The sequence below is a fragment of the Streptomyces sp. NPDC056479 genome, assembly GCF_042795335.1.
GTDB lineage: Bacteria > Actinomycetota > Actinomycetes > Streptomycetales > Streptomycetaceae > Streptomyces.
Genome location: NZ_JBHTRZ010000010.1, coordinates 262,793 through 288,188 on the forward strand (window position 1 = coordinate 262,793; position 25,396 = coordinate 288,188).

At 70.0% G+C, this 25,396-nt stretch carries 23 protein-coding genes and 6 tRNA genes; 18 read left to right on the top strand and 11 right to left on the bottom strand.

The features are described 5' to 3' along the window. Positions 1–31: 31 nt before the first annotated feature. From ACFQ6S_RS34905 to ACFQ6S_RS34920, 4 genes are all read right to left on the bottom strand, one after another. Positions 32–103, bottom strand: a tRNA-Val gene (locus tag ACFQ6S_RS34905). A gap of 20 nt (positions 104–123) precedes the next feature. Next, positions 124–195 (bottom strand) — tRNA-Val (locus tag ACFQ6S_RS34910). A gap of 1 nt (position 196) precedes the next feature. Then, positions 197–270, bottom strand: a tRNA-Cys gene (locus ACFQ6S_RS34915). A gap of 38 nt (positions 271–308) precedes the next feature. Continuing rightward, positions 309–381 (bottom strand) — tRNA-Gly (locus ACFQ6S_RS34920). 178 nt (positions 382–559) lie between these two features. Here ACFQ6S_RS34920 and ACFQ6S_RS34925 point away from each other — a divergent pair. From ACFQ6S_RS34925 to ACFQ6S_RS34935, 3 genes are all read left to right on the top strand, one after another. Next, positions 560–1,699, top strand: a complete 1,140-nt coding sequence (locus tag ACFQ6S_RS34925) for a chorismate-binding protein (RefSeq protein WP_383418711.1) — start codon at positions 560–562, stop codon at positions 1,697–1,699. A gap of 6 nt (positions 1,700–1,705) precedes the next feature. Further along, complete coding sequence (locus ACFQ6S_RS34930) at positions 1,706–2,527, top strand: aminotransferase class IV (RefSeq protein ID WP_383418713.1); 822 nt, start codon at positions 1,706–1,708, stop codon at positions 2,525–2,527. Positions 2,528–2,603: 76 nt separating this feature from the next. After that, the gene (locus tag ACFQ6S_RS34935; RefSeq protein WP_383418715.1) at positions 2,604–3,428 is read left to right on the top strand and encodes a GNAT family N-acetyltransferase; all 825 of its coding nucleotides are present in this window, start codon (positions 2,604–2,606) and stop codon (positions 3,426–3,428) included. Between the two features lie 8 nt (positions 3,429–3,436). Here the strand turns inward: ACFQ6S_RS34935 and ACFQ6S_RS34940 are convergent, their stop codons facing one another. After that, positions 3,437–3,964, bottom strand: coding sequence for a DsbA family protein (locus tag ACFQ6S_RS34940; protein ID WP_383418717.1), 528 nt, complete (start codon positions 3,962–3,964; stop codon positions 3,437–3,439). Between the two features lie 216 nt (positions 3,965–4,180). On the opposite strand from ACFQ6S_RS34940, the gene ACFQ6S_RS34945 reads away from it, so the two are divergent. Together ACFQ6S_RS34945 and ACFQ6S_RS34950 are read left to right on the top strand one after the other, a co-directional pair. Continuing rightward, positions 4,181–4,636, top strand: coding sequence for a hypothetical protein (locus ACFQ6S_RS34945; protein WP_383418719.1), 456 nt, complete (start codon positions 4,181–4,183; stop codon positions 4,634–4,636). 155 nt (positions 4,637–4,791) lie between these two features. Then, on the top strand, positions 4,792–4,944 hold the full coding sequence (locus tag ACFQ6S_RS34950; protein WP_004002639.1) for a hypothetical protein: 153 nt from the start codon (positions 4,792–4,794) through the stop codon (positions 4,942–4,944). A 101-nt stretch (positions 4,945–5,045) separates the two neighbouring features. Here the strand turns inward: ACFQ6S_RS34950 and ACFQ6S_RS34955 are convergent, their stop codons facing one another. Further along, positions 5,046–5,606 carry a CGNR zinc finger domain-containing protein gene (locus ACFQ6S_RS34955; RefSeq protein WP_383418721.1) on the bottom strand — a complete coding sequence of 187 codons (561 nt, stop codon included), beginning with the start codon at positions 5,604–5,606 and terminating at the stop codon, positions 5,046–5,048. Positions 5,607–5,913: 307 nt separating this feature from the next. Then, positions 5,914–6,327, bottom strand: coding sequence for an SsgA family sporulation/cell division regulator (locus ACFQ6S_RS34960; protein WP_004002642.1), 414 nt, complete (start codon positions 6,325–6,327; stop codon positions 5,914–5,916). 191 nt (positions 6,328–6,518) lie between these two features. Here ACFQ6S_RS34960 and ACFQ6S_RS34965 point away from each other — a divergent pair, with 191 nt between their 5' ends. From ACFQ6S_RS34965 to ACFQ6S_RS34995, 7 genes are all read left to right on the top strand, one after another. Continuing rightward, positions 6,519–6,977 carry a TIGR02611 family protein gene (locus tag ACFQ6S_RS34965; RefSeq protein ID WP_383418724.1) on the top strand — a complete coding sequence of 153 codons (459 nt, stop codon included), beginning with the start codon at positions 6,519–6,521 and terminating at the stop codon, positions 6,975–6,977. Between the two features lie 87 nt (positions 6,978–7,064). After that, positions 7,065–7,136 (top strand) — tRNA-Val (locus tag ACFQ6S_RS34970). 405 nt (positions 7,137–7,541) lie between these two features. Beyond that, positions 7,542–8,831: an ABC transporter substrate-binding protein gene (locus tag ACFQ6S_RS34975; RefSeq protein WP_383418726.1), complete on the top strand. Its 1,290-nt coding sequence runs from the start codon at positions 7,542–7,544 to the stop codon at positions 8,829–8,831. After that, positions 8,831–9,832: a carbohydrate ABC transporter permease gene (locus ACFQ6S_RS34980; protein ID WP_383418728.1), complete on the top strand. Its 1,002-nt coding sequence runs from the start codon at positions 8,831–8,833 to the stop codon at positions 9,830–9,832. Before ACFQ6S_RS34975 ends, ACFQ6S_RS34980 begins: the two co-directional genes overlap by 1 nt. Then, entirely contained in the window at positions 9,829–10,707 is an 879-nt protein-coding gene (locus ACFQ6S_RS34985; RefSeq protein WP_383418729.1) for a carbohydrate ABC transporter permease, read from the top strand. Before ACFQ6S_RS34980 ends, ACFQ6S_RS34985 begins: the two co-directional genes overlap by 4 nt. A 13-nt stretch (positions 10,708–10,720) precedes the next feature. Beyond that, a complete protein-coding gene (locus tag ACFQ6S_RS34990; protein ID WP_383418731.1) occupies positions 10,721–11,320 on the top strand; it encodes a hypothetical protein in 600 nt (199 codons plus the stop codon). 97 nt (positions 11,321–11,417) lie between these two features. Next, a complete protein-coding gene (locus ACFQ6S_RS34995) occupies positions 11,418–14,153 on the top strand; it encodes a Tat pathway signal sequence domain protein (protein ID WP_383418733.1) in 2,736 nt (911 codons plus the stop codon). A gap of 69 nt (positions 14,154–14,222) precedes the next feature. Here the strand turns inward: ACFQ6S_RS34995 and ACFQ6S_RS35000 are convergent, their stop codons facing one another. Then, on the bottom strand, positions 14,223–16,658 hold the full coding sequence (locus ACFQ6S_RS35000) for an SCO7613 C-terminal domain-containing membrane protein (RefSeq protein ID WP_383418735.1): 2,436 nt from the start codon (positions 16,656–16,658) through the stop codon (positions 14,223–14,225). A 101-nt stretch (positions 16,659–16,759) separates the two neighbouring features. Between ACFQ6S_RS35000 and ACFQ6S_RS35005 the strand changes: the two genes are divergently transcribed. After that, positions 16,760–17,218: an SRPBCC family protein gene (locus ACFQ6S_RS35005; RefSeq protein ID WP_383418737.1), complete on the top strand. Its 459-nt coding sequence runs from the start codon at positions 16,760–16,762 to the stop codon at positions 17,216–17,218. Positions 17,219–17,257: 39 nt separating this feature from the next. Further along, positions 17,258–17,329: transfer RNA gene (locus tag ACFQ6S_RS35010), tRNA-Val, on the top strand. A 55-nt stretch (positions 17,330–17,384) separates the two neighbouring features. Here the strand turns inward: ACFQ6S_RS35010 and ACFQ6S_RS35015 are convergent. Next, positions 17,385–18,110: a 3'-5' exonuclease gene (locus tag ACFQ6S_RS35015; protein ID WP_383418739.1), complete on the bottom strand. Its 726-nt coding sequence runs from the start codon at positions 18,108–18,110 to the stop codon at positions 17,385–17,387. A gap of 169 nt (positions 18,111–18,279) precedes the next feature. Between ACFQ6S_RS35015 and ACFQ6S_RS35020 the strand changes: the two genes are divergently transcribed. The 3 genes from ACFQ6S_RS35020 to thrS all read left to right on the top strand — a co-directional run bounded on the left by ACFQ6S_RS35020 (position 18,280) and on the right by thrS (position 22,180). After that, on the top strand, positions 18,280–18,846 hold the full coding sequence (locus ACFQ6S_RS35020; RefSeq protein ID WP_383418741.1) for a DUF4365 domain-containing protein: 567 nt from the start codon (positions 18,280–18,282) through the stop codon (positions 18,844–18,846). Beyond that, a complete protein-coding gene (locus tag ACFQ6S_RS35025; RefSeq protein ID WP_383418743.1) occupies positions 18,843–20,072 on the top strand; it encodes a hypothetical protein in 1,230 nt (409 codons plus the stop codon). Before ACFQ6S_RS35020 ends, ACFQ6S_RS35025 begins: the two co-directional genes overlap by 4 nt. A 131-nt stretch (positions 20,073–20,203) precedes the next feature. After that, on the top strand, positions 20,204–22,180 hold the full coding sequence (thrS, locus tag ACFQ6S_RS35030) for a threonine--tRNA ligase (RefSeq protein ID WP_383418745.1): 1,977 nt from the start codon (positions 20,204–20,206) through the stop codon (positions 22,178–22,180). Between the two features lie 35 nt (positions 22,181–22,215). Here thrS and ACFQ6S_RS35035 read toward each other — a convergent pair whose 3' ends face one another. Beyond that, positions 22,216–22,875 (bottom strand): potassium channel family protein, encoded by a 660-nt coding sequence (locus tag ACFQ6S_RS35035; protein WP_383418747.1) that lies wholly within the window; start codon positions 22,873–22,875, stop codon positions 22,216–22,218. 78 nt (positions 22,876–22,953) lie between these two features. Here ACFQ6S_RS35035 and ACFQ6S_RS35040 point away from each other — a divergent pair, with 78 nt between their 5' ends. Next, positions 22,954–23,502 carry an HIT family protein gene (locus ACFQ6S_RS35040; RefSeq protein WP_383418749.1) on the top strand — a complete coding sequence of 183 codons (549 nt, stop codon included), beginning with the start codon at positions 22,954–22,956 and terminating at the stop codon, positions 23,500–23,502. A gap of 128 nt (positions 23,503–23,630) precedes the next feature. On the opposite strand, the gene ACFQ6S_RS35045 is transcribed toward ACFQ6S_RS35040, so the two are convergent. Further along, positions 23,631–25,292 carry a hypothetical protein gene (locus tag ACFQ6S_RS35045; protein WP_383418751.1) on the bottom strand — a complete coding sequence of 554 codons (1,662 nt, stop codon included), beginning with the start codon at positions 25,290–25,292 and terminating at the stop codon, positions 23,631–23,633. Positions 25,293–25,396: the final 104 nt, after the last annotated feature.

Consider the following 25,396-nt stretch of genomic DNA (forward strand, 5'->3'; position numbering starts at 1 on the left):
GACGATCGATCCGAAGATCACGAGTGCTGCGTGCGCGATACTGGGATTGAACCAGTGACCTCTTCCGTGTCAGGGAAGCGCTCTCCCGCTGAGCTAATCGCGCGGGAGGATCCGAAGATCCAGTGGACGATACTGGGATTGAACCAGTGACCTCTTCCGTGTCAGGGAAGCGCTCTCCCGCTGAGCTAATCGTCCTTGGAGGTGGAGACGGGATTTGAACCCGTGTAGACGGCTTTGCAGGCCGTTGCCTCGCCTCTCGGCCACTCCACCAGGAGTGTAGGGGGTCGGGAAGATCCCCTGTTCCTTCGAGCGGACGACGAGGCTCGAACTCGCGACCTCAACCTTGGCAAGGTTGCGCTCTACCAACTGAGCTACGTCCGCTTGTCGTTTCGTTCCGCTCTCACGGCCCGGCGACGAGTTGAACTCTAGCGGATTCCGGGGCCAGCACAAAAACGCGTTTGTGCAGCGTGCTGCGCCTCACCTGCTCAGGGACCCGGCGAAGCCCACCGCAGGGACATGGCCAGGTCACCGGCAGGACACCCGCCATAGACTCGACTGCGTGCCCGACCTCCCTCCTCTCGCCCGCTTCGGCGACCGCGTCGCCACCGGCCTCCTCGATGTCACCAGTGATCCCGCGGCCCTTGACTCCAGTGGCTTCTGGGCCGTCTGCGCCGACTTCGAGGGCGGTCTGACCTGCGCCCGCTTCCGGGACGTACATGAGGAATCCGTGCCCGCGCCCGTGCCGGGTGAGTGGCGGGGCCCCGCGGTCGGTGACTGGACGTCCTCGCTCGATCGCGCGGCGTACACGGCGGGCGTACGGCGCATCCGTGAGCACATCGCGGCCGGCGAGGTGTATCAGGCCAACCTGTGCCGGGTGCTGAGCGCACCCGTCGGGCCGGACGCCGACGTGGACGCCCTGACCGCCCTGTTGGCGCGTGGCAACCCGGCGCCGTATGCAGGAACGATCCGGCTGCCGGAGTGCGGCGTGGAGATAGCCACCGCGTCACCCGAACTCTTCCTGCGGAGTGCGGGGCGGATCGTCGAGTCCGGGCCGATCAAGGGGACCGGGCGCACCGAGGCGGACCTGCTGGAGAAGGACTTCGCCGAGAACGTGATGATCGTGGATCTGGTGCGCAACGACATCGGCCGCGTGTGCGCCACCGGCACGGTGACCGTCCCCGATCTGTGCGCCGTCGAGAAGCATCCCGGGCTCGTGCATCTGGTGTCCACCGTGCGCGGTGAGCTCGCCGAGGGCGCAGGCTGGCCCGAACTGCTCGATGCCGCCTTCCCGCCCGGCTCGGTCACCGGCGCGCCCAAGTCGAGTGCGCTGCGGATCATCGACGCGTTGGAGACGGCGCCGCGCGGGCCGTACTGCGGTGGTATCGGATGGGTCGACGCCGACCGGGGCTTCGGTGAGCTGGCCGTCGGCATTCGTACCTTCTGGATCGACCGGGGCGAGGGGATGCTGCGGTTCGGCACCGGCGCGGGGATCACCTGGGGGTCGGACCCCGAGTGGGAGTGGCGGGAGACGGAGCTGAAGGCGTCCCGGCTGCTCGCGGTAGCGTCGGGTGCGTACGACGTGAGTGGAGAGGGACTGACGACGTACTGTGCCGACCCGGGGGACGCCGCATCGAACAGCGGCTCCGCCGCGGGCCCGACCCGGCCGACTCCACATGCCCGGCCGAATCTTGCGAGGTAGAGACCAGTGAAGCTTTGGCTCGACGGCGAGCTGCAGGACATCGAGTCCGCCCGTGTCTCCGTCTTCGACCACGGGCTGACCGTGGGCGACGGCATCTTCGAGACCGTGAAGGCGGTGCACGGCCGTCCGTTCGCGCTGACCCGGCACCTCGACCGGCTGACGCGCTCGGCGGCGGGACTCGGGCTGCCGGAGCCCGACCACGACGAGGTCCGCCGCGCCTGCGCCGCCGTCCTCGAGGCCAACCCGATGCCGCTCGGCCGGCTGCGTATCACCTACACCGGCGGTCACGGCCCCCTCGGCTCCGACCGCGGCGACCACGGCCCCACCCTCCTCGTCGCCCTCGGCGAGACCAAGCGTCGACCCGACTCCACGGCCGTGATCACGGTTCCCTGGACGCGCAATGAGCGCGGCGCGCTCACCGGCCTGAAGACGACCTCCTACGCCGAGAACGTCGTCGCCCTCGCCCGCGCCCATGAACACGGCGCGACGGAAGCCCTGTTCGCGAACACCGTCGGCCAACTCTGCGAGGGCACCGGCTCGAACGTCTTCGTCGTCCTCGACGGCGAGATCCACACCCCGCCGCTCGCCTCCGGCTGCCTCGCGGGCATCACGCGCGCGCTCACGATCGACTGGACCGGCGCCAGGGAGACCGACCTGCCCATGGACGCGCTGGAGCGGGCCGAGGAGGTCTTCCTCACCTCCACCCTGCGGGACGTCCAGGCCGTGCACCGCGTGGACGACCGCGAACTGCCGGGCGCACCCGGCCCGGTGACCGCCAAGGCCCTGCGGATCTTCGAGGAGCGGTCCGGAGACGACCTGGATCCGTGAGGGCGCGGACACCGGATCGGCAAAGGGCGCGGATAATCGGCTGACCTCGGGCGCCGCGACGGGTAGAACTCCCCTGATGACCACGACCCTGCGGCCGACCGAGCCGCTTCAGCACAACGACGACGGGACGCGTTCGCGCCGCTATCAGGTCTGCGTGAACGGCCGTCCCATCGGGGCCCTCCAGCTCGGGACGCATCCCGTCTTCGGAGACGCGGTGGCCCGGATAGGGCAGCTGCGGATCGAGGAGCCGGACCGGCGCCGCGGCCGCGGCACGGTGGCAGCCCTCGCCGCCGAGGAGGTGGCCAGGGGGTGGGGCTGCCGGCGCATCGAGGTCACCGTCACCGGTGACACCGGACCGGCACTGCGGCTCGCCACGGCCCTCGGCTACGTCGTACGCAACCGCGGCATGGAGAAGCCGCTCGGCACCACCCCGCCCGCCCTGCCCCGGGGCAGCGCGGCGAGGCCCATGACGGAGGCGGAGTACGGGCCCTGGCTGGCCGCCAGCCACGAGGGCTACATCCGGAGCTGGGTCGAGCGCGGGGTCCCGCAGGCCGAGGCCCGGGCCAAGTCCGAACGGGACCACGCCGAACTGCTGCCGGAGGGCCCGCGCACCCCGGACGTGTTCCTCAGCGTCCTCGAACACGAGGGCACGCCGGTGGGCACCCTGTGGGTGGGCACACGCGACGGCTGTGCCTTCGTCTACGACGTGGAGACCGACGCGGCCCACCGCGGCGAGGGACACGGCCGCACGCTGATGCTGGTGGCCGAGGCCTACGCGATCGAGGCCGGACACCGCACCATCGGCCTCAATGTCTTCGCGGGCAACACCCCGGCCGAGCGGCTGTACGAGTCACTCGGCTACGAGACGACGCTCCGGGCCATGTACAAGACGCTGCTGTAGCGGGCCGGTCAGGCGCCCGCGCGCTCGGCCAGCAGCCGATCCACGATCTCCTCGATGCGCTCGCGCAGACCCTCCTGGCTCTTGCCGCCGTCGAGGCGCTCGCCGTCGATCACGTACGTCGGTGTGCCGGTCACGCCGATCGCCTTGCCCTCGGCCTGGTCGGCGTCGACGATCAGGATGTGCCGGCCGTTGATCAGCGCGGTGTCGAACTCCTCGGCGTCCAGGCCGAGTTCCCCGGCCGCCTCGACCAGGAAGGGTTCGCCCTTGCGGTCCAGCTCCTCGACCCGGCCCAGCACGGCCTCGACGTACGGCCACCCCTGCCCCTGCTCAAGAGCCTCCTCGGCGGCCTGCGCCGCGGCGAAGGCGTGCTTGTGCTTCTCCAGCGGGAAGTGCCGCAGCCGCAGCTCCAGCCGGTCGCCGTAGCGGGCGTGCAGGGCACGGAGATCGTCCAGGGCGCTGCGGCAGTCGGGGCACTGGAGCTCGCACCAGACCTCGAGGACGGGGGCGGCAGGACGGGCGGGGGAGGAGTCGCTCATGGCCCCAGTCTCCCAGCCCCGGCCCGCACGACCCAATCCGACCTGGGGCTTCGGGCCGGGGCGGCCCGGGCGGCACGACCCCGACCGGGACCTGCGGAGGAGATGACCCGGAGATGTCCCTGATGTCGGGCCGAGGCATGGCCGGGCGGGGTTGCCACGGTGCAGGATGGAAGGGACGAAGTGCCCTGACCCGACCCGGCATGCCTGGAGGCACGGATGATTGCCGAGACCGTTTGTTCAGCCGTCGCCGCGGCCGGCCTGGGCATCGCGGCGGTCACGGCGTACCGCAAGCGTTTCCTCGCGGCTACGCGCATCGCCGCTTACTCACTGGTGCCCCTCGGCCTGGTCATGACCGGAGTCGTCGACTGGCTGGCGGACACCGCGTTCAGCCCGACGGCCTGGGCGGGCTTCGGAGTCCTGGGTGTGTCCTGGCTGCTGTTCGCGACCACCCGTGCGGTGGATCGCCGCCGCGGCGGCACCCGCAAGGAGCGCAAGGAGCGCAAGGAGGCGGGCGCCGCAGCCCAGCGCGACGCGGTGGCTCCGGCGGCCTCGGCGCCCTCGCTCGGCGCGGGCACCCGTCAGTCGACCCGGCCCGCGACCGCACCCCGGACGGACGCATCATCGGACGACTTCAGCGACATCGAGGCCATCCTCAAGAAGCACGGCATCTGACCGCCGCACGCCGGACTGAAACGACACAGTGGGTCGCCGCCCGGCCGTAAGCGATCACGACTCGAACCGGACATCACGGAATCCAGCGAACTCCCGCTCATTCCGGGCGTGTTGATCGCCAGGGAAGGCGTATTTACGCCATCATCACCCGCGAGATGCTGGACACGACACAAAGCGAGGCCGCGCCACCTCAGGACGAGCCTCGCGGGTGCCTCTTCGCCCTTTCCCAGCCACCGCTGATGATCTTCCTTGCGGTGATCGGGTGTCTGCTACTCATGGCTGCGCTGCACGATCTGCTGCTGCTCTGAGCCGTACCCGCGGCCCCCGGCGCCACCCGCCGGGGCCCGCGTCGACACAGGGTCCGGATGGAGTCCTACCTGTGCCGCGCCGGACGCCCCGCCCTCACGGCTCAGCCGGCCGCTTCCTTGCGTCGCGCCCGGTATGCGGCCACATGCAGACGGTTTCCGCAGGTACGGCTGTCGCAGTAGCGCCGTGAACGGTTGCGGGAGAGATCCACGAAGGCGTGCCGGCAGTCCGGCGCCTCGCATCGCCGCAGCCGCTCCTCCTCCCCGGCCACCACGAAGAACGCCAGCGCCATGCCGCCGTCCGCCGCCAGATGGTCGGCGACCGAGGCGCCGGGCGCGAAGTAGTGCACATGCCAGTCGTAGCCGTCGTGGTCCGTCAGTCGCGGGGTGGTGCCCGCGGCGGCGACCAGTTCGTTGATCAGCCCCGCGGCGGTCCGGGCGTCCGTCGCCGCGAAGATCGCGGCGAACCGCCCGCGCACCTTGCGCACCGCCGACAGATCGAACTCCGACAGCACCCCAACGTCGCTGATTTCGTGCTTTCGCACGAAATCTCCGAGAGCCGCGACGTCCGGCAGGCCCTCCGGGGTCTCGTCGTCCTCCGGTGCGGTGTTCACCAGCTCCACCACGGCGTCGAGCGCACACCGGGTGTCATGGGTGATCAGCACGATTCGCTCCCTGGCCTGGTGGTCGGGCGGGGTGCCCGCCGATGCTGGCCGATGGTAGTGGCTCACAGAGCCCTCACACGGGCCGCGCCCGCACGCGGCTTCGAATACAACGCCGCAGCGGCGCCGACGCTTCCCGCCTGCGAGCCGCCCAAGGGGCCCTTGACGCCCCACGGGCCCCGCCGGTCACACGCACACCAACGCCGCCCCCGCGGAGCGGAGACGGCGCTGCTGCGTGCCATATGCGGTTGTCTTGGCCCGAGCCGTCTCCCCGAGTCGACGGCGCCGGGCGGCTTCGTGGGGCCTCGCCCTAGCTTTCCGCCAGGATGTGGGAGAGCTCCTGATCGAGATCGAAATGCCGATGTTCCGTGCCGGGAGGCACGGCGGCATCCGTCCGCTTCAGGAACGACTCCAGAGCCCGTGCAGGGGCCTCGAGCAGCGCCTCGCCCTCCGGAGAGCTCAGCGCGATGCAAACGACGCCCTGACCATGACTGCGCGATGGCCAGACGCGGACGTCGCCGGTGCCGGTGGGCCGGTGCAGGCCCTCGGCGAGGAGGTCGCGGGCGAACACCCACTCGACGGTCTCCTCGGCTCCGGTGTGGAAGGTGGCGTGCACGGCGTAGGGGTCGGCCGTGTCGTACCGCAGGCCTGCGGGGACAGGCAGGGAGGACTCGCTCGACACAACGAGGCGCAGGTGCAGCTCGCAGCTGACCGTGGTGTTCATAAGCGCCAGGGCCTTTCGCTCAGTGTGCGCTCGGGGATTCGCACGTCGGCGAAATCGACATGCCACCTACGGTGCCGTTGTAAACCCCTCTGAGTGTTTTGCGTGGCTTTACGTAACTCTTCCGGCCGAGAACCTGTTCGCGAGGTACGCCCATTCCGGTGACTCGATTCGGTCCGGTAGGGTTTGGCCGTATGAATACGGGGAGTAACGAGCCGGGCAACGTTGCCGTGGCTACCAACGAGGTCGAAGTGGACGGTGTGAAGGACGACGGCGAGCAGGGGCTCGGGTCGAGAGCGCCGGAGTTCGTCAAGGCGCGTAGAGCGCTGCATCTGAGCTGGCAGGTGGGCGTCTTCATCATCGGCCTGGCCATAGTCGGCGCCGGCATCGTCCTGCTGCCGTTGCCGGGTCCGGGATGGGTGATCATCTTCGCTGGCATGGCGGTCTGGGCGACCGAGTTCGTGTGGGCCCAGCTCGTGCTGCGCTGGACCAAGCGCAAGGTCACCGAGGCGGCCCAGAAGGCCCTCGATCCGAAGGTGCGGCGCCGCAACATCATCCTGACGTCGATCGGCCTCGTGATCGTGGGCGCGATACTCGGCTTCTACCTCTGGAAGTTCGGCTTCGTCATGCCCTGGAAGATCAAGGACCAGTGATCCGCGAGGGGGTGCGGACGCCGGCCGGGGCGGCTTCGCGCTGGTCACACGCACCCCCTGACATGGGGTAATGTTCTCCGTGCGCCCGGGCGATTAGCTCAGTGGGAGAGCGCTTCGTTCACACCGAAGAGGTCACTGGTTCGAACCCAGTATCGCCCACCCGGATCCGACGGCCCGTCTGCGACAACGCAGGCGGGCCGTCGGTTTTTGCGTACCGCGCACCTCGATGCGGGTCTCATGGGTGAAGCCCCGTAGGGCCTCGCCCCGTCGCGAGATCACGTTCCGTCAGCTCACCGGCGACCGGACCGCCCCTGGCCGGCCGATGCCCGCCTACGGGCCGCCCACTCCCCGTTCGGCCCATCGACCGCACGCCCCTCACCTGCGGCATCGCGTCCCCGGCCCGGCCGCTCCGCCCTCACGCGCCGTCAACTCGCCCCGCAGGCCCGCAAGAAATTCCTGTCCGAATCATTGACGCACTCCGAGGCCCTTCGTACCTTGTGCCAGCAAGCGCTTACTTGAAACGATTCATGCAGGCGGTATCGACACTGCGGGGAGGGCCCGACTGTGGGAACCAACAGGAATGTCGACAGGCGCACGATCCTGAAGGCGGCAGGCGCCACGGCTGCCACACTCGGACTGGCCGCGACCACGGCGTGCGGCGGCGACGGGGGAGCCGCCGCCGACGGGACGGTGACGATCCGTTACGCATGGTGGGGTGCCGAGGATCGCGCTCAGCGCATCAACAAGACCATCGCGCTCTTCGAGAAGAAGTACCCGAAGATCAAGGTCAAGACCGACTTTCAGCCGTACAGCGACTTCTGGAAGAAGTTCAACACCCAGGCTTCCGAGGGGAATCCGCCGGACGTGTTCCAGAATGCCATCGGATTCCTGCGTAAATACGACGCGAAGAATGTGCTGCTCGATCTCGGTGAGCAGGTCGAGGCCGGCAACCTCTCCATGGACGGCTTCCGCGCGGGCCTGGAGAAGTTCGGTGAGATCGACGGAAAGCTCCTCGGTGTCCCGGTCGGCTCCAACTCCATGGCCCTCGTCATCGACAAGCCCGTCTACACCAAGGCGGGGGTGAAGCCGGAACAGGGCTGGACCTGGGACGACTTCGACGCGGCGATGAAGAAGATCCGCGACAGGACGGGGCGCGCGGGCGACAGCGGCATGTACGGCGTCATGTACCTCTACGACCTCTACCTGCGCCAGAACGGCAAGGCCTTCTTCACCGAGGACGGACTCGGCTTCACCGAGGCGGACCTGACCAACTGGTGGACCAAGGCCGAGAAGGGCGTCGAGGAGGGCGTCTACGCCGACGCCAAGAAGGTGGCCCAGATCAAGCCCAAGTCGGCCGTTTCCGCCGAGCTCGCCGGTGGCGAGTTCACCTGGGACAACTTCACCGTGCGCTACACCTCCGAGGGCAAGAGCGAGTACGGCCTCGCGCCCATCCCGACGACGGACGGCAAGAAGACCGGCCAGTACCTCGGCTCCCTGATGCTCAGCGCCTCCAGGCGCACCGAGCACCCGAAGGAGGTCGCCCAGTTCATCGACTTCATGGTGCACGACCCCGAGGTCGCCAAGATCATGGGCTACGACCGGGGTGTACCCGCCACCCAGGCCCAGTTCGACGCGTTCCAGCCGACGGACGAGGTCAACAAGGGGATCGCCGCCTACGAGACCTCCCTCGTCGAGGCGGGCGTCCTGGAGCCGATCACCCCGCACCCGAACGGCGCGGACATCTGTGAGGCCGCGTTCCTGCGCATCGCCGAGGAACTCGCGCTCGGCAAGCGCTCGGTCGACGAGGCCGTCAAGCAGTTCTTCACCGAGTCGAAGACGGCTCTCGTCGTCTGATGGGGATGACCGTGACACACGCCCCCGCGATGGAGGGCCTGACCAAGGACTCCGAGCCGCGGCACGGACCGGTGAAGCCCGAGCGGCCCGCCGCCCTCAAGCGGCGGGTCCGCCGCGAGAACCTGGCCGGCTATCTCTTCATGTCCCCTTGGATCGCCGGGTTCCTGCTGCTCACCGCGGGCCCGATGGTCGCCTCGCTCTATTTCGCCTTCACCGACTACAACCTCTTCGACGCGCCCCAGTGGATCGGTCTCGACAACTTCTCCGAGATGTTCGGCGATCCCCGCTGGCGCCACTCGGTACAGGTGACGCTCTGGTACGTCGTCGTCGGCACGCCCCTGAAGCTGCTCGCGGCGCTCGGCGTGGCGCTGCTCCTCGCGCAGAAGCGGCGCGGCCAGGCCTTCTACCGGGCCGCCTTCTACGCGCCGTCGCTGATCGGGGCGAGCGTCTCCGTCGCGATCGTATGGAAGGCGATCTTCTCGGACGACGCGATCGTCGACCGGACCCAGAAGATCTTCGGGATCGACGTCGGCGGCTGGACCGGTGACCCGGACCTGATCATCTACAGCCTGGTGGCGCTCACCGTCTGGCAGTTCGGCGCCCCGATGGTCATCTTCCTCGCCGGCCTCAAGCAGGTCCCGCGCGAGCTGTACGAGGCGGCCGAGGTCGACGGGGCGGGCAAGTTCCGCCGGTTCTGGAACATCACCCTGCCGATGATCTCTCCGGTCCTCTTCTTCAACGTCCTGCTGGAGACCATCCACTCCTTCCAGATCTTCAGCTCGGCGTACATCGTCGGCGGCGGCGCCGGAGGCAACGCCTGCGGTCCGGCCGACGGTTCGATGGTCTACACCTGCTACCTGTACGTCCAGGGCTTCGAGAACAGCCGGATGGGCCTGGCGTCCGCCATGGCGTGGATGCTGCTCGTCGCGGTCGCCCTGGTCACGGCGGTGCTGTTCTGGTCCCAGAAGCGCTGGGTGCACTACGAGGAGGGCGCCCGATGAGCACCCCCGATCTCTCGACCGCGCGGGCCGGGGCGCTGCGCCGCAGGCTGCCCGGCTCCGTCGCCTGGCACCTGGGGTCCCTGCTCGTTCTCGCGGTGATCCTCTATCCGGTGATCTGGGTCATCGGCGGCTCCTTCAAGAACAGCGAGGACATCGTCGGCAGCCTGGACCTCTTCCCGGGCGACCCGATCCTGTCCAACTACACGAGCCTCGCCGACGGCATCGCCGACATCTCCATCTCCACCTTCTTCCTCAACTCGCTCTTCCTCGCGGTCGGCTCGGTGATCGGGATCGTGGTGTCCTGCTCGCTGACCGCCTACGCCTTCGCGCGGATCAGGTTCGCGGGACGGAATCTGCTCTTCACGCTGATGATCGGCACGCTCCTGCTGCCGTATCACGTGCTGCTGATCCCGCAGTACGTGCTGTTCCGCAACATGGAGCTGATCAACACCTACACCCCGCTGCTGCTGGGGAAGTACCTCGCCACGGAGGCGTTCTTCGTCTTCCTGATGGTGCAGTTCATGCGGAACCTGCCCAAGGAACTCGACGAGGCGGCCCGGCTCGACGGCTGCGGGCACTTCCGGATCTACTGGTCGATCATGCTGCCGCTGTGCCGGCCGGCCCTGATCACCAGCGCGATCTTCACCTTCATCAACTCATGGAACGACTTCATGGGCCCGCTGATCTATCTCAACGAGCCCGACAAGTACACCGTCTCCCTCGGTCTGAAGATGTTCGTCGACCAGGAGGGCCTGGCGAACTACGGCGGCATGATCGCCATGTCGCTGGTCGCCCTGCTGCCGGTGCTCACCTTCTTCCTCGCCTTCCAGCGCTACCTGATCGACGGTATGGCGACGTCCGGACTGAAGGGCTGAGGGGGCGGTCGCGTTGGCTCAAGCGCGCGTGAAAGCTCGTCCGGCCGGCGGGGAGTCGGTCTTCGCCGAGCGGTTCGGTGTGTTCGCCGAGTGCCTGCTCACCGGGGTGTGGATCGCGGTGGCCGCCTTGGGGGTGGTCACCCATCCGGCCGCCTTCGCCGCCGGGGCGCGGCATCTGCGGCGCCGTATCGCCCACGAGGACGGAGGGCTGCGGGAGTTCGTCGCCGACTTCCGGGTCGCCCTGCGCCGCGGATGGGTCGTCGGGCTCGCCGGGTGGGCCGTGGTGGCCGCGGTCTGGATCGACGTCCAGGCCGTGCGCGCCGGGATTCCCGGTGGGCCGCTCGTCGGGGCGATCGGGGTGTGCGCGCTGATCGGTGCCGTCGTGGCCCTGCTGCGGGCGGCGGCCCTGTGGACGCCGGGCGCCGGCTGGTGGGCGCTGCTCGCCGGCGCCGGGCGTCGTACCGTGCTCGATCCCGCCGGGTCGTTCCTGATCATCGGCGGGCTGGCCGTCGTGGCCGCCTCCGCCTGGTTCGCCGCGCCGCTGGCGGTGCCTGTCCTCGGGGCCGTCGTGGCGGCGGCCGTCGCCGTGGAGGAGCGGTACCGGCACCGCTGACGAGCGGTGTCTTTCCCAAGGTCGGTGCCCTGAGCGCCGTACCTCTCTCTGTCATGCCCTTGACCATCCCCTTGCACCCGCACGGAAAGGAAAGGCCATGTCCCCCATCCCTCGCAGGTCCCTCCTCAAGGCGGCCGCCGTCGCCGGAGCCGCCGCTCAGTTCAGCTGGGCGCTGGGCGCGAAGGACGCACAGGCCGCACCCGGCGCCGAAGCCGCCGACGCGGACCCCGTGACCCTCGACTGGCTGGAGGACGGCGGCCTGGGCGCCGCACCCGGCTCCACCGTCGGTGTCCCCTGGCCGAAGGGCGCGTACCAGGAAGAGCAGACGTTCGCGCTGACGGACGCCGACGGCAAGGCCGTCCCCGTGCAGTCGTGGCCGATCGCCTACTGGCCGGACGGATCCCTCAAGTGGACGGCCCACGCGGTGAGTTCGGGCAACGGCAAACTCACGTTGAGCCCTGGTGAGGCCACCGCCCCGGCCAAGAAGGTCACCGTCGACAAGAGCGGCGGCACCATCGACGTCTCGACCGGTGTCATCACCGCGAGGATCGGCAAGTCCGGCGCGACCCTCGTCAAGTCGGTCAGCCGTGGCTCCACGGAGATCGCAAAGAACGGCCGGCTGGTGCTGATCCGCCAGCCGGAGATCGAGGACGAGGACCAGGGCGCGGTCAAGACGGAGCGCTTCGAGGGCGCGATCTCCGAGGTCACCGTCGAGCAGGAGGGACCCGTCCGCGCGGTCGTCCGCATCGACGGCAAGCACCGCAAGGGCAGCCGGAGCTGGCTCCCCTTCTCCATCCGGCTCTACTTCTACGCCGGCGCCGACTCCTTCCGCATGGTGCACACCATCACCTACGACGGCACGCAGGAGCCGGGCAGGGCGAGCGGAGACTTCATCCGGGGCATCGGGGTGCGCTTCACCGTGCCGATGCGCGACGAGTCGTACGACCGCCACATCCGCATCGGCGGCGAGGGCACCGGCATGCTCCGCGAGGCCGTCAAGGGCATCACCGGACTGCGCCGCGACCCGGGGGCCGCCGTACAGGCCGCGCAGTTCGCGGGGGAGAGGCTGCCCGACCCCGCCACCTGGGACCAGCGGGTCACCACCCGTCTCCAGTACATCCCCGAGTGGGGCGACTACACCCTCTCCCAGCTCTCCGCCGACGGCTTCACGCTGCGCAAGCGCACGAAGAAGGGCTACGGCTGGATCGGTGCCGGCGGTGGCAGGCGGGCCTCCGGATTCGCCTACGTCGGTGGGGTCAGCGGCGGACTCTCCTTCGGGCTGCGGGACTTCTGGGAGAAGTACCCCGCCCAGCTCGACATCCGCGACGCCCACACCGACCACGCCGAGGTCACCATGTGGCTCTGGTCGCCCGAGGCCCAGCCCATGGACCTGCGCTTCTACCACGACGGCATGGGCCAGGACACCTACCCCGAGCAGCTCGAAGGCCTCAACATCACCTACGAGGACTACGAGCCGGAGTTCGGGACGCCGTACGGCATCGCTCGTACGTCGGAGCTGTTGTTCTGGGCCAACGAGTCGACGCCGTCACCGGAGGCGCTGGCTCAGCAGGTCGAGGCCGTACGGGTGCTGCCGCAGCTCGCCGCCCCGCCCGCGCAGCTCATCAAGGCCAAGGTCTTCGGGCCGGGGCTGTACTCCGAGCCGGACCGCTCCACCCCCGCGAAGGCCAAGATCGAGGACCACCTCGACTTCCTCTTCACCTACTACAAGGACCAGGTGGAGCAACGCCGTTGGTGCGGCTTCTGGGACTACGGCGACATCATGCACACCTACGACACCGTCAGACACCAGTGGCGGTACGACATCGGCGGCTACGCCTGGGACAACTCCGAGCTCTCACCCGACCTGTGGCTCTGGTTCGCATACCTGCGCTCCGGCCGAGCGGACATCTTCCGCTTCGCCGAGGCGATGACCCGGCACACCGGCGAGGTCGACGTCTACCACCTCGGCGAGTGGGCCGGCCTCGGCACCCGGCACGGCGTCCAGCACTACGCCGACAGCGCCAAGCAGCAGCGCATCGCCAACACCACCTACCGGCGCTACTACTACTTCCTCACCGCCGACGAGCGGGTCGGCGACCTCATGCACGCCAACGTCGACTCCGACGAGACGTTCCTCGTCCTCGACCCCATCCGCAAGATCCGCACCGAGCCGTACACGCCCGACCGGCACGCGCTGTCGATCGGCTTCGGCACGGACTGGAGCGGGCTGGTCTCGGCCTGGCTGACCGAGTGGGAGCGCAGGGGCCCCAAGTGGGAGAAGGCCAAGGCGCGGGTGCTGTCGACGATGGAGACGATCGCCGCGCAGCCGAACGGGTTCGTGCAGGGGAGCGGGCTGTACGACCTCGACACGGGCAGGTTCGCGATCGCGTCCCAGCCGGTGGTCGGGGTCTCGCACCTCTCCGCGGTCTTCGGCCTCAACGAACTGTGCGCCGAGCTCATCGACCTCGTCGACATGCCGGAGTTCAACGACGCGTACTTCGACTACTGCCGCCACTTCAACGCCACGAAGGCGGAGCAGGCGGCGCGGTACGGGTCCAACTTCGGTTCCCTGCTGCTGTTCCAGGGCCACTCGCGGCTGGACGCGTACGCGGCCGTGCAGACCGGGGACGCGAAGCTCGCCACCCGTGCGTGGGAGAAGTTCTACAACTCCGACGGGTACAAGGAGTCGGCGCCCTGGAAGACGGAGTCGCTGAGTGGGCCGGTGGCGCTGGTGGCGGGGAGTGAGGCGAGCTGGGTGTCGACCAACGACACCGCGCTGTACGGCCTGGCTGCCATCGAGAACCTGGCGTTGTTGGGGGACAGGATGCCGTAACGGGTAGTGGGGAACTGCGGGTCCGTTGTGGCTGGTCGCGCAGTTCCCCGCGCCCCTTTCAGGAGCGTTTCAGTGCATGTTGCCCAGGAAGTCCCGCATCTTTCGGGCGTCCCTGAGGCGTTGCTCGTACGTCGCTCCTATGGCGAGGAGCAGGAGACCGGCCAGGGCGGGCGGTACCCAGCGGGGGAGTGCGTCGGTCACCTGGGCGATGTGCGGGGCTAGTTCGTGCAGGGCGTCCAGGGCGAGCACCGTGCCGCCGAGCAGCAGCGGTGCCTTGAGGTGGTGCCGGGCGCCCAGCAGGGTGACCGCCAGGGCCGCGAGGCCCAGCAGCAGGGGACGCGTCCAGTGCGCGTCGCTCCAGGCCGTGAGGAGGCTCGGCACGAGGGTGGCGGCGAGACCGGGGCCGTACGCCGTCCAGGACGGGACCTCGGGGTCGCGGCGCCTGCGCAGGGCGCCGACGAGCAGCGCCGGGACGCTGACCGGCAGGGTGTACGCCTCCGGTGTCCCGACGTCCCAGGCCGCGAGGCGTACCCACGTGGCCAGGACGAAGAGCGCGGCCGAGGCATAGGAGAGGTGGCGGCGGTCGGGGCGGATCGCGGTACCGGCGGTGATCACACCGCAGAGCGCCAGCACCAGGGCGAGCATCGGCAGATCGGCGGCGGCCGCGGCCAGTCCGACGGCGAGCAGTGCGGCGAGCGCTCCCGTCACCTCGACCGGGATCGTCGCCCGCGCGTCACCGAGCCGCAGCGCGAGCAGCGCCGCCGCCACCGGGACCGCCAGGACCGGCAGGGCGATGTACTGCGGCTCCCAGCCGGCCGCGGCACCGGTGGCACAGGCGAGCGCGGTGGCGTACGCGAGCGCGGTCGGGGCCGTGACCGGGGCCAGGTGCGACTTCCAGGACGCCGCCGCGAAGAGGGCGGTCAGAGCCGCGAGTACGGCGAGGGTGGCGGCCTCGGCGGTCAGGGAGAGGAAGGCCAGGGGGAGGGAGGTGAGGAGGGCGAGGACCGTGGCGGTCGCGCGCGAGGTGGGGAAGGCAACCGCCGGGGCTGTGGCCTCCGCGGGCTCCTCCGCCGTTTCCGGCTGCTCGGAGGGTCGTATCCACGCGGCTGCCGCGAGTGCGCCGGCTGTGGTGAGGGCGAGAGCCACCAGGCCCACGGCATAGGGGACTTCGAGCACCGGCGGAAGGACGAGTGCCGTCGCCCACGCCGTCACCAGCACACCGGTCAGGGCCCGAGGCCGCCAGACCGCATTACGCACCGCGAGGAGCAGTACCACGGCGACGACCGCCAGGACGACGGGTACCGTCTCCGCGTCCGGCGGCCACGGTGCGTCGACCGCCACCGCCTCGCGTACGCTCCCCGGCGTCCCGGACCACACCTGCTCCGCCCACGCGACCGGACCCACCAGCGAGATCCCCAGCACCGGCAGCGTCCACAGCAGGGCGAGACCCTGTACGGCGACGGAGGCCCGAGCGAATCCGCCGCGGACCGTCTCCGGCAGCCGCTCCAGCCGTACCGCGGCGAGCAGGGCGATCCCGCACACCAGGTACGCCGGAACCGTCCACGCGTCCGGCAGCACCGAGCGGGCCGTGCCGCCGAGCGCGGCGACCGTGAGGAGACCGGCGGTGACACTGAGGCCGACCGCCTGCTTCCCGGCGACCTCCTGCCGCGCCGCCGCGACCGCGATGCCCGCGGCCAAGAGGAGGAGCGCCGCCGCACGGGCGGCGGCGCTCGGGCCGGTGGCCGTCCAGGACAGCCAGCCGGCGGCCCAAACGCCCCAGGCACCCAGACCGTACGCGCCGACAGCGGCGGTGATCCGTACGGACCCGGTGGGCACCTTGAGCGCCACACCCGTGTCGAGACCGGCCGTCACCAGCACGGCGGCCGTGACGCCGTACAGACCGGCGTCGGCCGCCACCGCCCAAAGAACGAGGGGCAGTTGGGCGGCGGTCAGTGCGGCGGGCAGAGGCAGACGCAGCTCGGAGGTGCGCGGCAGCAGGCCGTACGCCGCCCACAGGGCCGCCAGCACCGCCGAGGCGGCGGCGACATAGCCCGTGGGGTCCACGTCGGTCAGGGCGACCTGGTGCAGCGCGTACGCGTCGAGCACGGTCAGCGCGAGCCCGAGGCCCGCCACCGCCTCGGCCGTCGACCGCAGCCCGTGCTTCAGCAGCGGCACCGGCGCGGCCAGCACCGCCACCGTGACCCCGCCGAGCACCAGGGCACGCCCGGCGATCCCCATGTGCCCCCAGCTGACCAGCGTGAACGCCATCGCGGCGATGGTGAGCAGGACCCCGCCCAGCACCAGCAGGACGTTCTGGACCCGGGGCGCCGAGGCCTCGGGGCGCGGGGATGCGACGGGGGCCGGGGTGATGGGCCGGGGCGTCGCTTGCAGTGCGGTGACCAGCCAGGCCCGGCGGTGCAGCAACTGGGCGCGGCGGGCGTCCAGTTGGCGCAGCTCGAGGTCGAGGAGCCGCAACTCCTCGGCCGGCGGCGGAAAGTGCGTCATGTCTGGAGTGTGGCCCGCGTCACGTCGTACGGCATGAGTCCGGGTACTCAGAACGTACTCAGGTGCGACGGAAACCCACTGACCGGGGGCACACTCGGCCCATGGACTGGAGCCGCTACCGCTTCCGCAGCCTGTGGGCCCTGCCCGCGCCGCCCGCCGCCGTCTACGACGTGCTGGAGCAGGCCGAGGACTACCCCCGCTGGTGGCCGCAGGTGCGAGAGGTGACCAAACTCGATGACACCACCGGCGTGATCACGATCCGCTCCGTCCTGCCGTACGACATGGTCTTCACCGCGCGCGAGGTGCGGCGGGACCGGGAGGCCGGAGTGCTGGAGATCGCCATGTCCGGTGACATCGACGGCTGGGCGCGGTGGACCCTCATCCCGCAGGGCGGCGGGACCCTGGCTCGCTACGACCAGGTCGTCGAGGTGAACAAGCCGTTGCTCAGGCGGTTCGCGGTGCCCGGGAGGCCGGTCTTCCGTGCCAACCACCGGCTGATGATGCGCGCCGGCCGGCGCGGACTGCTGGCGTACCTGGCCGGCGGTCGGCAAGCGGTTTGAAGGAAACGCGCGGGGGCCTGTATTGTTCAGTCCGTTCCCGGGCGATTAGCTCAGTGGGAGAGCGCTTCGTTCACACCGAAGAGGTCACTGGTTCGAACCCGGTATCGCCCACCGGGGAAAGGCCGGTCCGCCATCGCGGACCGGTCTTTTTGTGCGGCTGGTGCAGTCAGGCCGCCGCCGGCATGTCCGGGCGCAGTGGCCACGCCGGGTCCACCGCCTCCTCGCTGCCGCTGCGTGCGAACCACGCCTGCAAGCCGCGTGCCTGTGCCGCGTGCCACACCGCCTGGAGGGTGTGCAGCTCGGCGGGGGACAGGCGCTCGAGGCGGGCCGCGAATCGGCGCCCCACCGCTCGTACGACCTCCAGGGAGGCCAGCGCGTCGGCCCCCGCGTCGTGCGCGCCGTCCAGCGTGACGCCGTAGTGCGCGCACAGGTCGGTCAGAGTGCGCCGGCCCTTTCGATAGCGGTCCAGATGTTTGTCGAGAACCCGCGGGTCGAGCACCAGCAAGGGCGTCGTCTCGAACCAGCGGTCCAGCGACGACGCACGATGCCGGCGCAACTCGCGGTCCAGCAGCGTCAGATCGAACGGCGCGTTCATCACCACTATGGGCCTGGCCACCGCCGCCTGTCCGGCCAGCTCCTCGGCTATCTCCTGCATCACCGGCGCCGGCCACCGGCCATTGCGCTGGAGATGATCCTGCGTCAGTCCGTGCACCGCCGTCGCCGCCTCCGGCACCGGCACACCCGGGTTCACCAGCCACTGGGTCATCCGCGGCCGGGTCCCCGGGGCGTCCTGGACGACGACGGCCGCCGAAACGATCCGGTCGGTCTCGACGTCCACACCTGTCGTCTCCGTGTCGAATGCCGCCAGCGGGCCTTCATACCAGCACGCCATATCCACACAACCCCTCGTTCACCCACGGCAGCTGACGTACCGTCTTCTGCCCGTTTGGTGATACCCGGCCCGTTTGCGGCGTACGCCGGGAGGACACAACAGGAGTGCGGGTCTTTGCAGTTCAGCGGCCCGGTACGGGGATTCACTTGGCTTGGAAGGCTGTTTGGTCATGGCGATAGCGCAGCCCGAACGGGGCGGGCTGCTGCCCGAGCGTACGGGCCCCCATCGCGGTTCACTCGCCACCACCGCCTGCATGGAGACACTGCAGGTGGGCTATCTGCACGCCGTCGCGGCGGCGGCCGGATGCTCGCTGTCGCAGCCGTTTCCGGACAACGGCATCGACTGGCACGTCAGCCACAGCGCGCCCGGCCACACGGTCGACGACGAGGTCACCATCAAGGTGCAGCTGAAGGCGACGTACCAGCTGGCGCCGAACCCGCCCGGCCGCTTCTTCTCGTTCACGCTCGACAACGACCATCTGGCGAAGCTCGCCCGCACCCCGGTCTCGGTGCACAAGATCATGGTCGTGATGATCGTTCCACGGTCGCAGGAGCAGTGGCTGCGGGCCGGCCACGACCGGCTCGACCTGCGGCACTGCTGCTACTGGGTCAACCTGGCCGGGCAGCCGATCACCGGGCGGCGTCGCACCACCGTGCGGATACCGACCTCACGCATCTTCGACGACCGGGCGCTCTGCGAGATCATGACGCGGGTCGGAACGGGAGGCAAACCATGACGCATCGCCCCCTGGAGGAGCCGGTACGACCAGCGAGGCCGCACCCGGTCGAAGCGTCCTGGGACCGTCCCCCCGAGCCCGGCGAGGTCGACCCGGCCGTGCTCAGCGCCCTGCTGCACCGGCATGGCTGGCAGCGGCGCGGGGGAGCGGCGGGGCGGTACGGCCGCTGGACGCCGCCCGGTCCGGGTGGCGGCGGCACCAGCCTGCTCGTCCCCGAGTCCCGCGCCTTCCCCGACAGCGACGACCTGCTCGGCGAGGCGCTGGTCGCCCTGTCCCGCAGCGGCATGCCCTCCGCGCGCGAGGTGCTGGTCGGACTCGCCGTGCCCAGCGACGAGGTCCGCTGGTGGCGGGACACGCCGAGGGGGCCGGCCGGGGCCGCGCCCTGGACCGTCGAGGAGGAACTGCGCACCGCCGCCCGCCAGATGCTGCTCGCCGCGGGGCTCGCCACCCGCGCGCGTGCGGGCTATTACGGCGCCCGGCACCGCCGCTCGGCCGCCGCGATGCTGGAGAGCGTCCTCGTCGGCGCCGCGTCGGGCGGGCGCGGCCTCGCCGCCTTCGTGCCGGTCGGCACCGGGCGGCCCCTCGCCGTACGCCTCCACCAGGCTCTGTACGCCGCCCGAGAGGCCATCGACTACCAGCGGGCCACGGGCGGCATGGACGCCTTCGACGGCGCCGTCGAGGCCGGCGTCAGCCGCGAGCTGACCGAGGCCCTGATCGTCCTCGTCCGCGGTACGGAGGGCGCGCGCATCGCCGTCGAGTGGGCGCCCGCGGCCGGCGTGCCCGAGGACTGCGGGGCCGGTGTCGAGCCGGTCGAGTTCTCGCCGGGCGATCTGCCCGTGCTGCGGGAGGCAGGTGCCCGCTATCTGCGCGAGGAGCCGTCCGTGCCGGTCAGGCTCACCGGCGCGGTCGTACGGATGCGCAGGTCGGGGCCGCGCGGGGAGGGCACCGTACGGCTGCGTGTCCTCGCGGGAGCCGAGGTCCCGCACGTCCGGCTGACCCTGGACGAGGAGGCGTACCGCATAGCCGGGCACGCCCATCTCGTCGGCCTGCCGGTGCGTGTGCACGGCCGCCTGGAGAGCCGCGGCGGCTTCCGCAAGGTCACCGGGGCCTCCGGAGTCGTACCGGTACAGGTGGACGAGGCCGAGCGGGACCGGCTGATGAAGTCGCTCCAGGAGGATCTGGACTTCTTCGAGGAGGCGTGCGGCGGGGAGGATGCCGGGGACTGACGGGGGCCCGGGGCTGAGGGAGCGGGCGTGCTGATGACCGTTTCGCGGTCGGGCGTCCGGGGTCGGTACGATCGCGTAATGCGCGCGCTCCTGGTATGGCGCCGCACCCCACCTTCAGTCAGGAGAGACCGGTGTCAGACGTCCGTGTGATCATCCAACGCGATTCCGAGCGGGAAGAACGCGTGGTGACGACGGGCACTACGGCCGCCGACCTCTTCGCCGGCGAGCGCTCGATCATCGCCGCGCGCGTGGGCGGCGAGCTCAAGGACCTGTCGTACGTGCTCTCCGACGGCGAAGAGGTCGAGGGCGTCGAGATCTCCTCCGAGGACGGTCTGGGCATCCTTCGCCACTCCACGGCGCACGTGATGGCGCAGGCCGTGCAGGAGCTCTTCCCCGACGCCAAGCTGGGCATCGGCCCGCCGGTCAAGGACGGCTTCTACTACGACTTCGACGTCGAGAAGCCGTTCACGCCCGAGGATCTCAAGGCCATCGAGAAGAAGATGCAGGAGATCCAGAAGCGCGGGCAGAAGTTCGCCCGCCGCGTCGTCACCGACGAGGCCGCCCGCGAGGAGCTCGCCGCCGAGCCCTACAAGCTGGAGCTGATCGGCCTCAAGGGCTCCGCCTCGTCCGACGACGGCGCGGACGTCGAGGTCGGCGCCGGCGAGCTGACGATCTACGACAACCTGGACGCCAAGACCGGCGAGCTGTGCTGGAAGGACCTCTGCCGTGGTCCCCACCTGCCGTCGACCCGGGCGATCCCGGCGTTCAAGCTGATGCGCAACGCCGCCGCCTACTGGCGCGGCAGCGAGAAGAACCCGATGCTCCAGCGCATCTACGGCACCGCCTGGCCGTCCAAGGACGAGCTCAAGGGCTATCTCGACTTCCTCGCCGAGGCCGAGAAGCGCGACCACCGCAAGCTGGGCAACGAGCTCGACCTGTTCTCGATCCCCGAGCAGATCGGCTCCGGCCTCGCGGTCTTCCACCCCAAGGGCGGCATCATCCGCCGGGTGATGGAGGACTACTCGCGCCGCCGTCACGAGGAGGAGGGCTACGAGTTCGTCTACACCCCGCACGCGACGAAGGGGAAGCTCTTCGAGACGTCGGGTCACCTGGACTGGTACGCCGAGGGCATGTACCCGCCCATGCAGCTCGACGAGGGCGTGGACTACTACCTCAAGCCCATGAACTGCCCGATGCACAACCTGATCTTCGACGCGCGCGGGCGTTCCTACCGTGAACTGCCGCTGCGCCTCTTCGAGTTCGGGACCGTGTACCGGTACGAGAAGTCGGGGGTCGTGCACGGCCTCACCCGCGCGCGTGGCTTCACGCAGGACGACGCGCACATCTACTGCACGCGTGAGCAGATGTCGGAGGAGCTCGACAAGACGCTCACCTTCGTCCTCGGCCTGCTGCGTGACTACGGTCTGACCGACTTCTACCTGGAGCTCTCCACCAAGGACCCGGAGAAGTTCGTCGGCTCCGACGAGGTCTGGGAAGAGGCGACCGAGACCCTGCGCCAGGTCGCCGAGAAGCAGGGCCTGCCGCTCGTCCCCGACCCGGGCGGCGCCGCCTTCTACGGCCCGAAGATCTCCGTCCAGACCAAGGACGCCATCGGCCGTACCTGGCAGATGTCGACGATCCAGCTCGACTTCAACCTGCCGGAGCGCTTCGATCTGGAGTACACCTCCGCGGACGGCTCCAAGCAGCGTCCGGTCATGATCCACCGCGCGCTGTTCGGCTCCATCGAGCGGTTCTTCGCGGTGCTGCTCGAGCACTACGCGGGCGCCTTCCCGGCGTGGCTGGCCCCGGTCCAGGCGATCGGCATCCCGATCGGCGACGGGCACGTGGACTACCTGGAGAAGTTCGCCGCGGCCGCCAAGAAGAAGGGCCTGCGGGTCGAGGTCGACTCCTCCTCGGACCGTATGCAGAAGAAGATCCGCAACGCCCAGAAGCAGAAGGTGCCCTTCATGGTCATCGCGGGCGACGAGGACATGGCCAACAACGCCGTCTCCTTCCGCTTCCGTGACGGCTCGCAGGAGAACGGCATCCCGTTCGACGAGGCCATCGCGAAGATCGCGCAGGTCGTCGAGGAGCGGGCGCAGGTCTGATCCGGCCGACCACGATCACGAGGCCCCCGGGAGGCTCAGCCCTCCGGGGGCTTCGTGTCGCTCTCGCGGGAGAAGATCTGCAGCAGCCAGGAGGAGAACGACCCCGTCACCGCGCCGAGCAGGGCCAGGCCGCCGGCCATCATCGCCATCGCGATCGCCCGGCCGCCCGTGGTCACCGGTGTGATGTCGCCATAGCCGACCGTGCTGATGGTCTCGGCGGCCCACCACACCGCATCCCCGAACGACCGCATGGTCGCGCCGGGCGCGCCACGTTCCTGCTGATAGACGGCGAGGGCGCCGGCGAAGCCGAGGAGCAGGGTCGACAGGCTCGCGTAGGCGATCACGCGTGCGTGCAGGGAGAGCCGGGGCTCCCCCTGCTTGTGCTGGATGGCGTCGTAGAGCGGGACGATCCGCAGCGGTCGCAAGAGCGGCAGGAGGACCACGACCGTGTGCAGGAAGTGCGTCCTGGCGAAGCGCGGGAAACGCTGCCCGCTCAGGCGCCAGCGCACCACGTAGTCCGTGGCGAACAGCACCCAGAGCGCGAGCATCGTGATCCAGCACAGGTCCTTCCAGACGGACGGCATGCTCACGGCAAGCACGCGGGCGGCATAGGCGGCCAGGAAGACCAGCGACGCCAAGAACAGGGGGATCTCGGTGCGCTGCTCCCAGCGGGCGTAGGTGCTCTCGTCGTCCACCGGGCCAGCTTGGCGGGTGGCCGCTCGCCCGTCGCCCCGGCGACACGCCACGAACGGACGAAGCAATATGCTGCACGCATGACGAGTGAGCCGGAGCAGCAGTGGGGAGTGGGGATCCAGGACGCGTTCCAGCGTCTGTGGACGCCCCATCGGATGGCCTACATCCAGGGTGAGAACAAGCCGACCGGTCCCGGAGCGGACGACGGCTGCCCCTTCTGCTCGATCCCGGCCAAGTCCGACGAGGACGGGCTGATCGTCAAGCGCGGCGCGCAGGTGTACGCGGTTCTCAACCTCTATCCGTACAACGGTGGCCACCTCATGGTCGTGCCCTACCGCCACGTCGCCGACTACACCGACCTCACCGAGCCGGAGACCATCGAGCTCGCGGCGCTGAGCAAGCAGGCGATGACCGCCCTGCGCACCGCCTCCGGCGCCCACGGCTTCAACATCGGCATGAACCAGGGCACGGTCGCGGGCGCCGGCATCGCGGCGCACCTGCACCAGCACATCGTCCCGCGGTGGGGCGGCGACACGAACTTCATGCCGGTGGTGGGGCACACGCGGGTGCTGCCGCAGCTGCTCGCCGATACGCGGAAGATGCTGGCGGAGGTCTGGCCGGCGGCCTGATGGTGCCGCGGCTCAGCCCGGCCGGCGTGGACGGGGCCGTTCAGGCCGAAAGCGGGGTCTGGGGGCGCAGCGCCCAGGGCACGGTCGCCCAGACCCAACCCGAACCCACCGGCCAGACCGGCAGAGCCCTACGCGTCGTAGACGTCCGCCTTCCGCGGCATCGGATCCTGCACAGCCGTGCTCAGGAACGAGGACCGCGAACCGAACTTCTCGGTGTCCACGCCGTTCTCGCCCAGCACCCTGATCGCCGCCGCGTGCACCACCCGCAGCACCGGCGTGGCCGCCCGCAGCGCGTCGTCGGCCATGAACCGGTGGCGCCACGGCTGGTCCGCCCACGCGTGCCGCAGTCCGAACGGCTCGGGGAGCCCCATCGTCCCGCCGAGCCAGTTCAGCAGCGGCGGGTACCAGGAGATCGGGGCCCGCACCGCCAGCCGTACCACCTCGTCGGTGTTGACCAGCGGAAGCTTCACCTTGCGGGTCTCCCACGGCTTGAACGACTTGGTGACCTCCTTGGTCGGCGCCTCGGGCTTCTCCTGGAAGAGCCCGTTCACCGGGCCGAGGGCGTGGCCGGTCACCTCGATGCGCAGCGTCTCGTGCAGCACGGTCACCGTGATCAGCATGGTGATGATCAACTGGCCGTCCCACAGCGTCCACTGGACGCCCAGGTAGTGCCGGTCCCCGCTGCCGAACTGCTGCTTGTTGCAGATGTCCTGTATCGCGTGCTGCTTGACCTGGTACGCCTCGACGTCCGTGCCCTCCGGCCTGGACACCGCCTTGGCGCCCTCGGCGATCGGCGTGACCACCCAGTGCCGTATCGAAGGCTTCGGGAAACCACCGGTGTTCAGGGGGCCGCGCTCCAGCATGCGCAGCTGGTCGTGGATCGCCCGGATGACGTCCCAGCTGCGGAAGGGATGGATCTCCCGGGTGGAGTCGGCGGCCACCAGGTCCTCGGCCAGCTGCCAGCTGCCCCAGCGCGTGCCCATGCCCAGTATCCCCTTGGGCCCGGCGTAGAACACGGAGTTGGACTGCTGCTCGGCGCTCAGCTTGGCGAGGGACTGGCGCAGCTGCTCGGCCTGCGTCTCGGTGGGACTGGTCGGCACCGCCTCCGGCACCTTCGCGCCGACGCTGCTGCCGGCCAGCAGGCTGTCCCAGCGCTCCCGCAGGTCCCGTGCCGTGCGCTCGCAGACCTGCTTGGCCCAGAACCAGCCGAGGACGGGCATGAGGACCGAGGCCCGCGCATACCAGGCCCAGAAGCCGGTGAACGGCATGCGGAGCAGGAAGAGCACGGCGAGCGCGCCCACCGCCACGAGCAGCACGGAGGCCAGGGCGCCGCCGCGCTTCTCGTCCCGCTTGACGATGGTGGTGCGCAGCGTGAAGACCAGCAGCCACACCAGCAGCCCGGGCAGGAACAGCACACCGCAGATCACGGTGATGGCGCTGAGCATCCGGTCGCGCGCCTTGCGGATGTTGTTGGCGGCCAGACAGTGCTCGACCACGACCTGCGGCTCGGTGCCGAAGGACTGGATCAGGGGCTTGCGGCCGCTGCCGAGCATGCGGTCGACCACCGCCCGCGAGAAGGCCTCACCCAGGTTGGGCCGGAAGATCCTCGCCCAGCCGCGGCCCGCCTTGATGTCGGTCTGGTGCCATTCGTTGTCGGCCTTCTTGATGTCGTCGTACGGATTGTCGCGATAGGCCGCCGAGGCCAGCGCGAACGTCGCCGTCTGGCCCTCGCCGGCCGTGCGAGGCACCTGCGGACCGAAGATGTCCGCGTAACCGCTCTCAACGGTCATTCCCGCCCCCGATCGCCGCACTGTCGCTTCTGCGGCCTTCCCGACTTCCGTACCGCGCACACCTGTTGATCAATGATCAGAGTATCCTCCGCCACCGACATTCG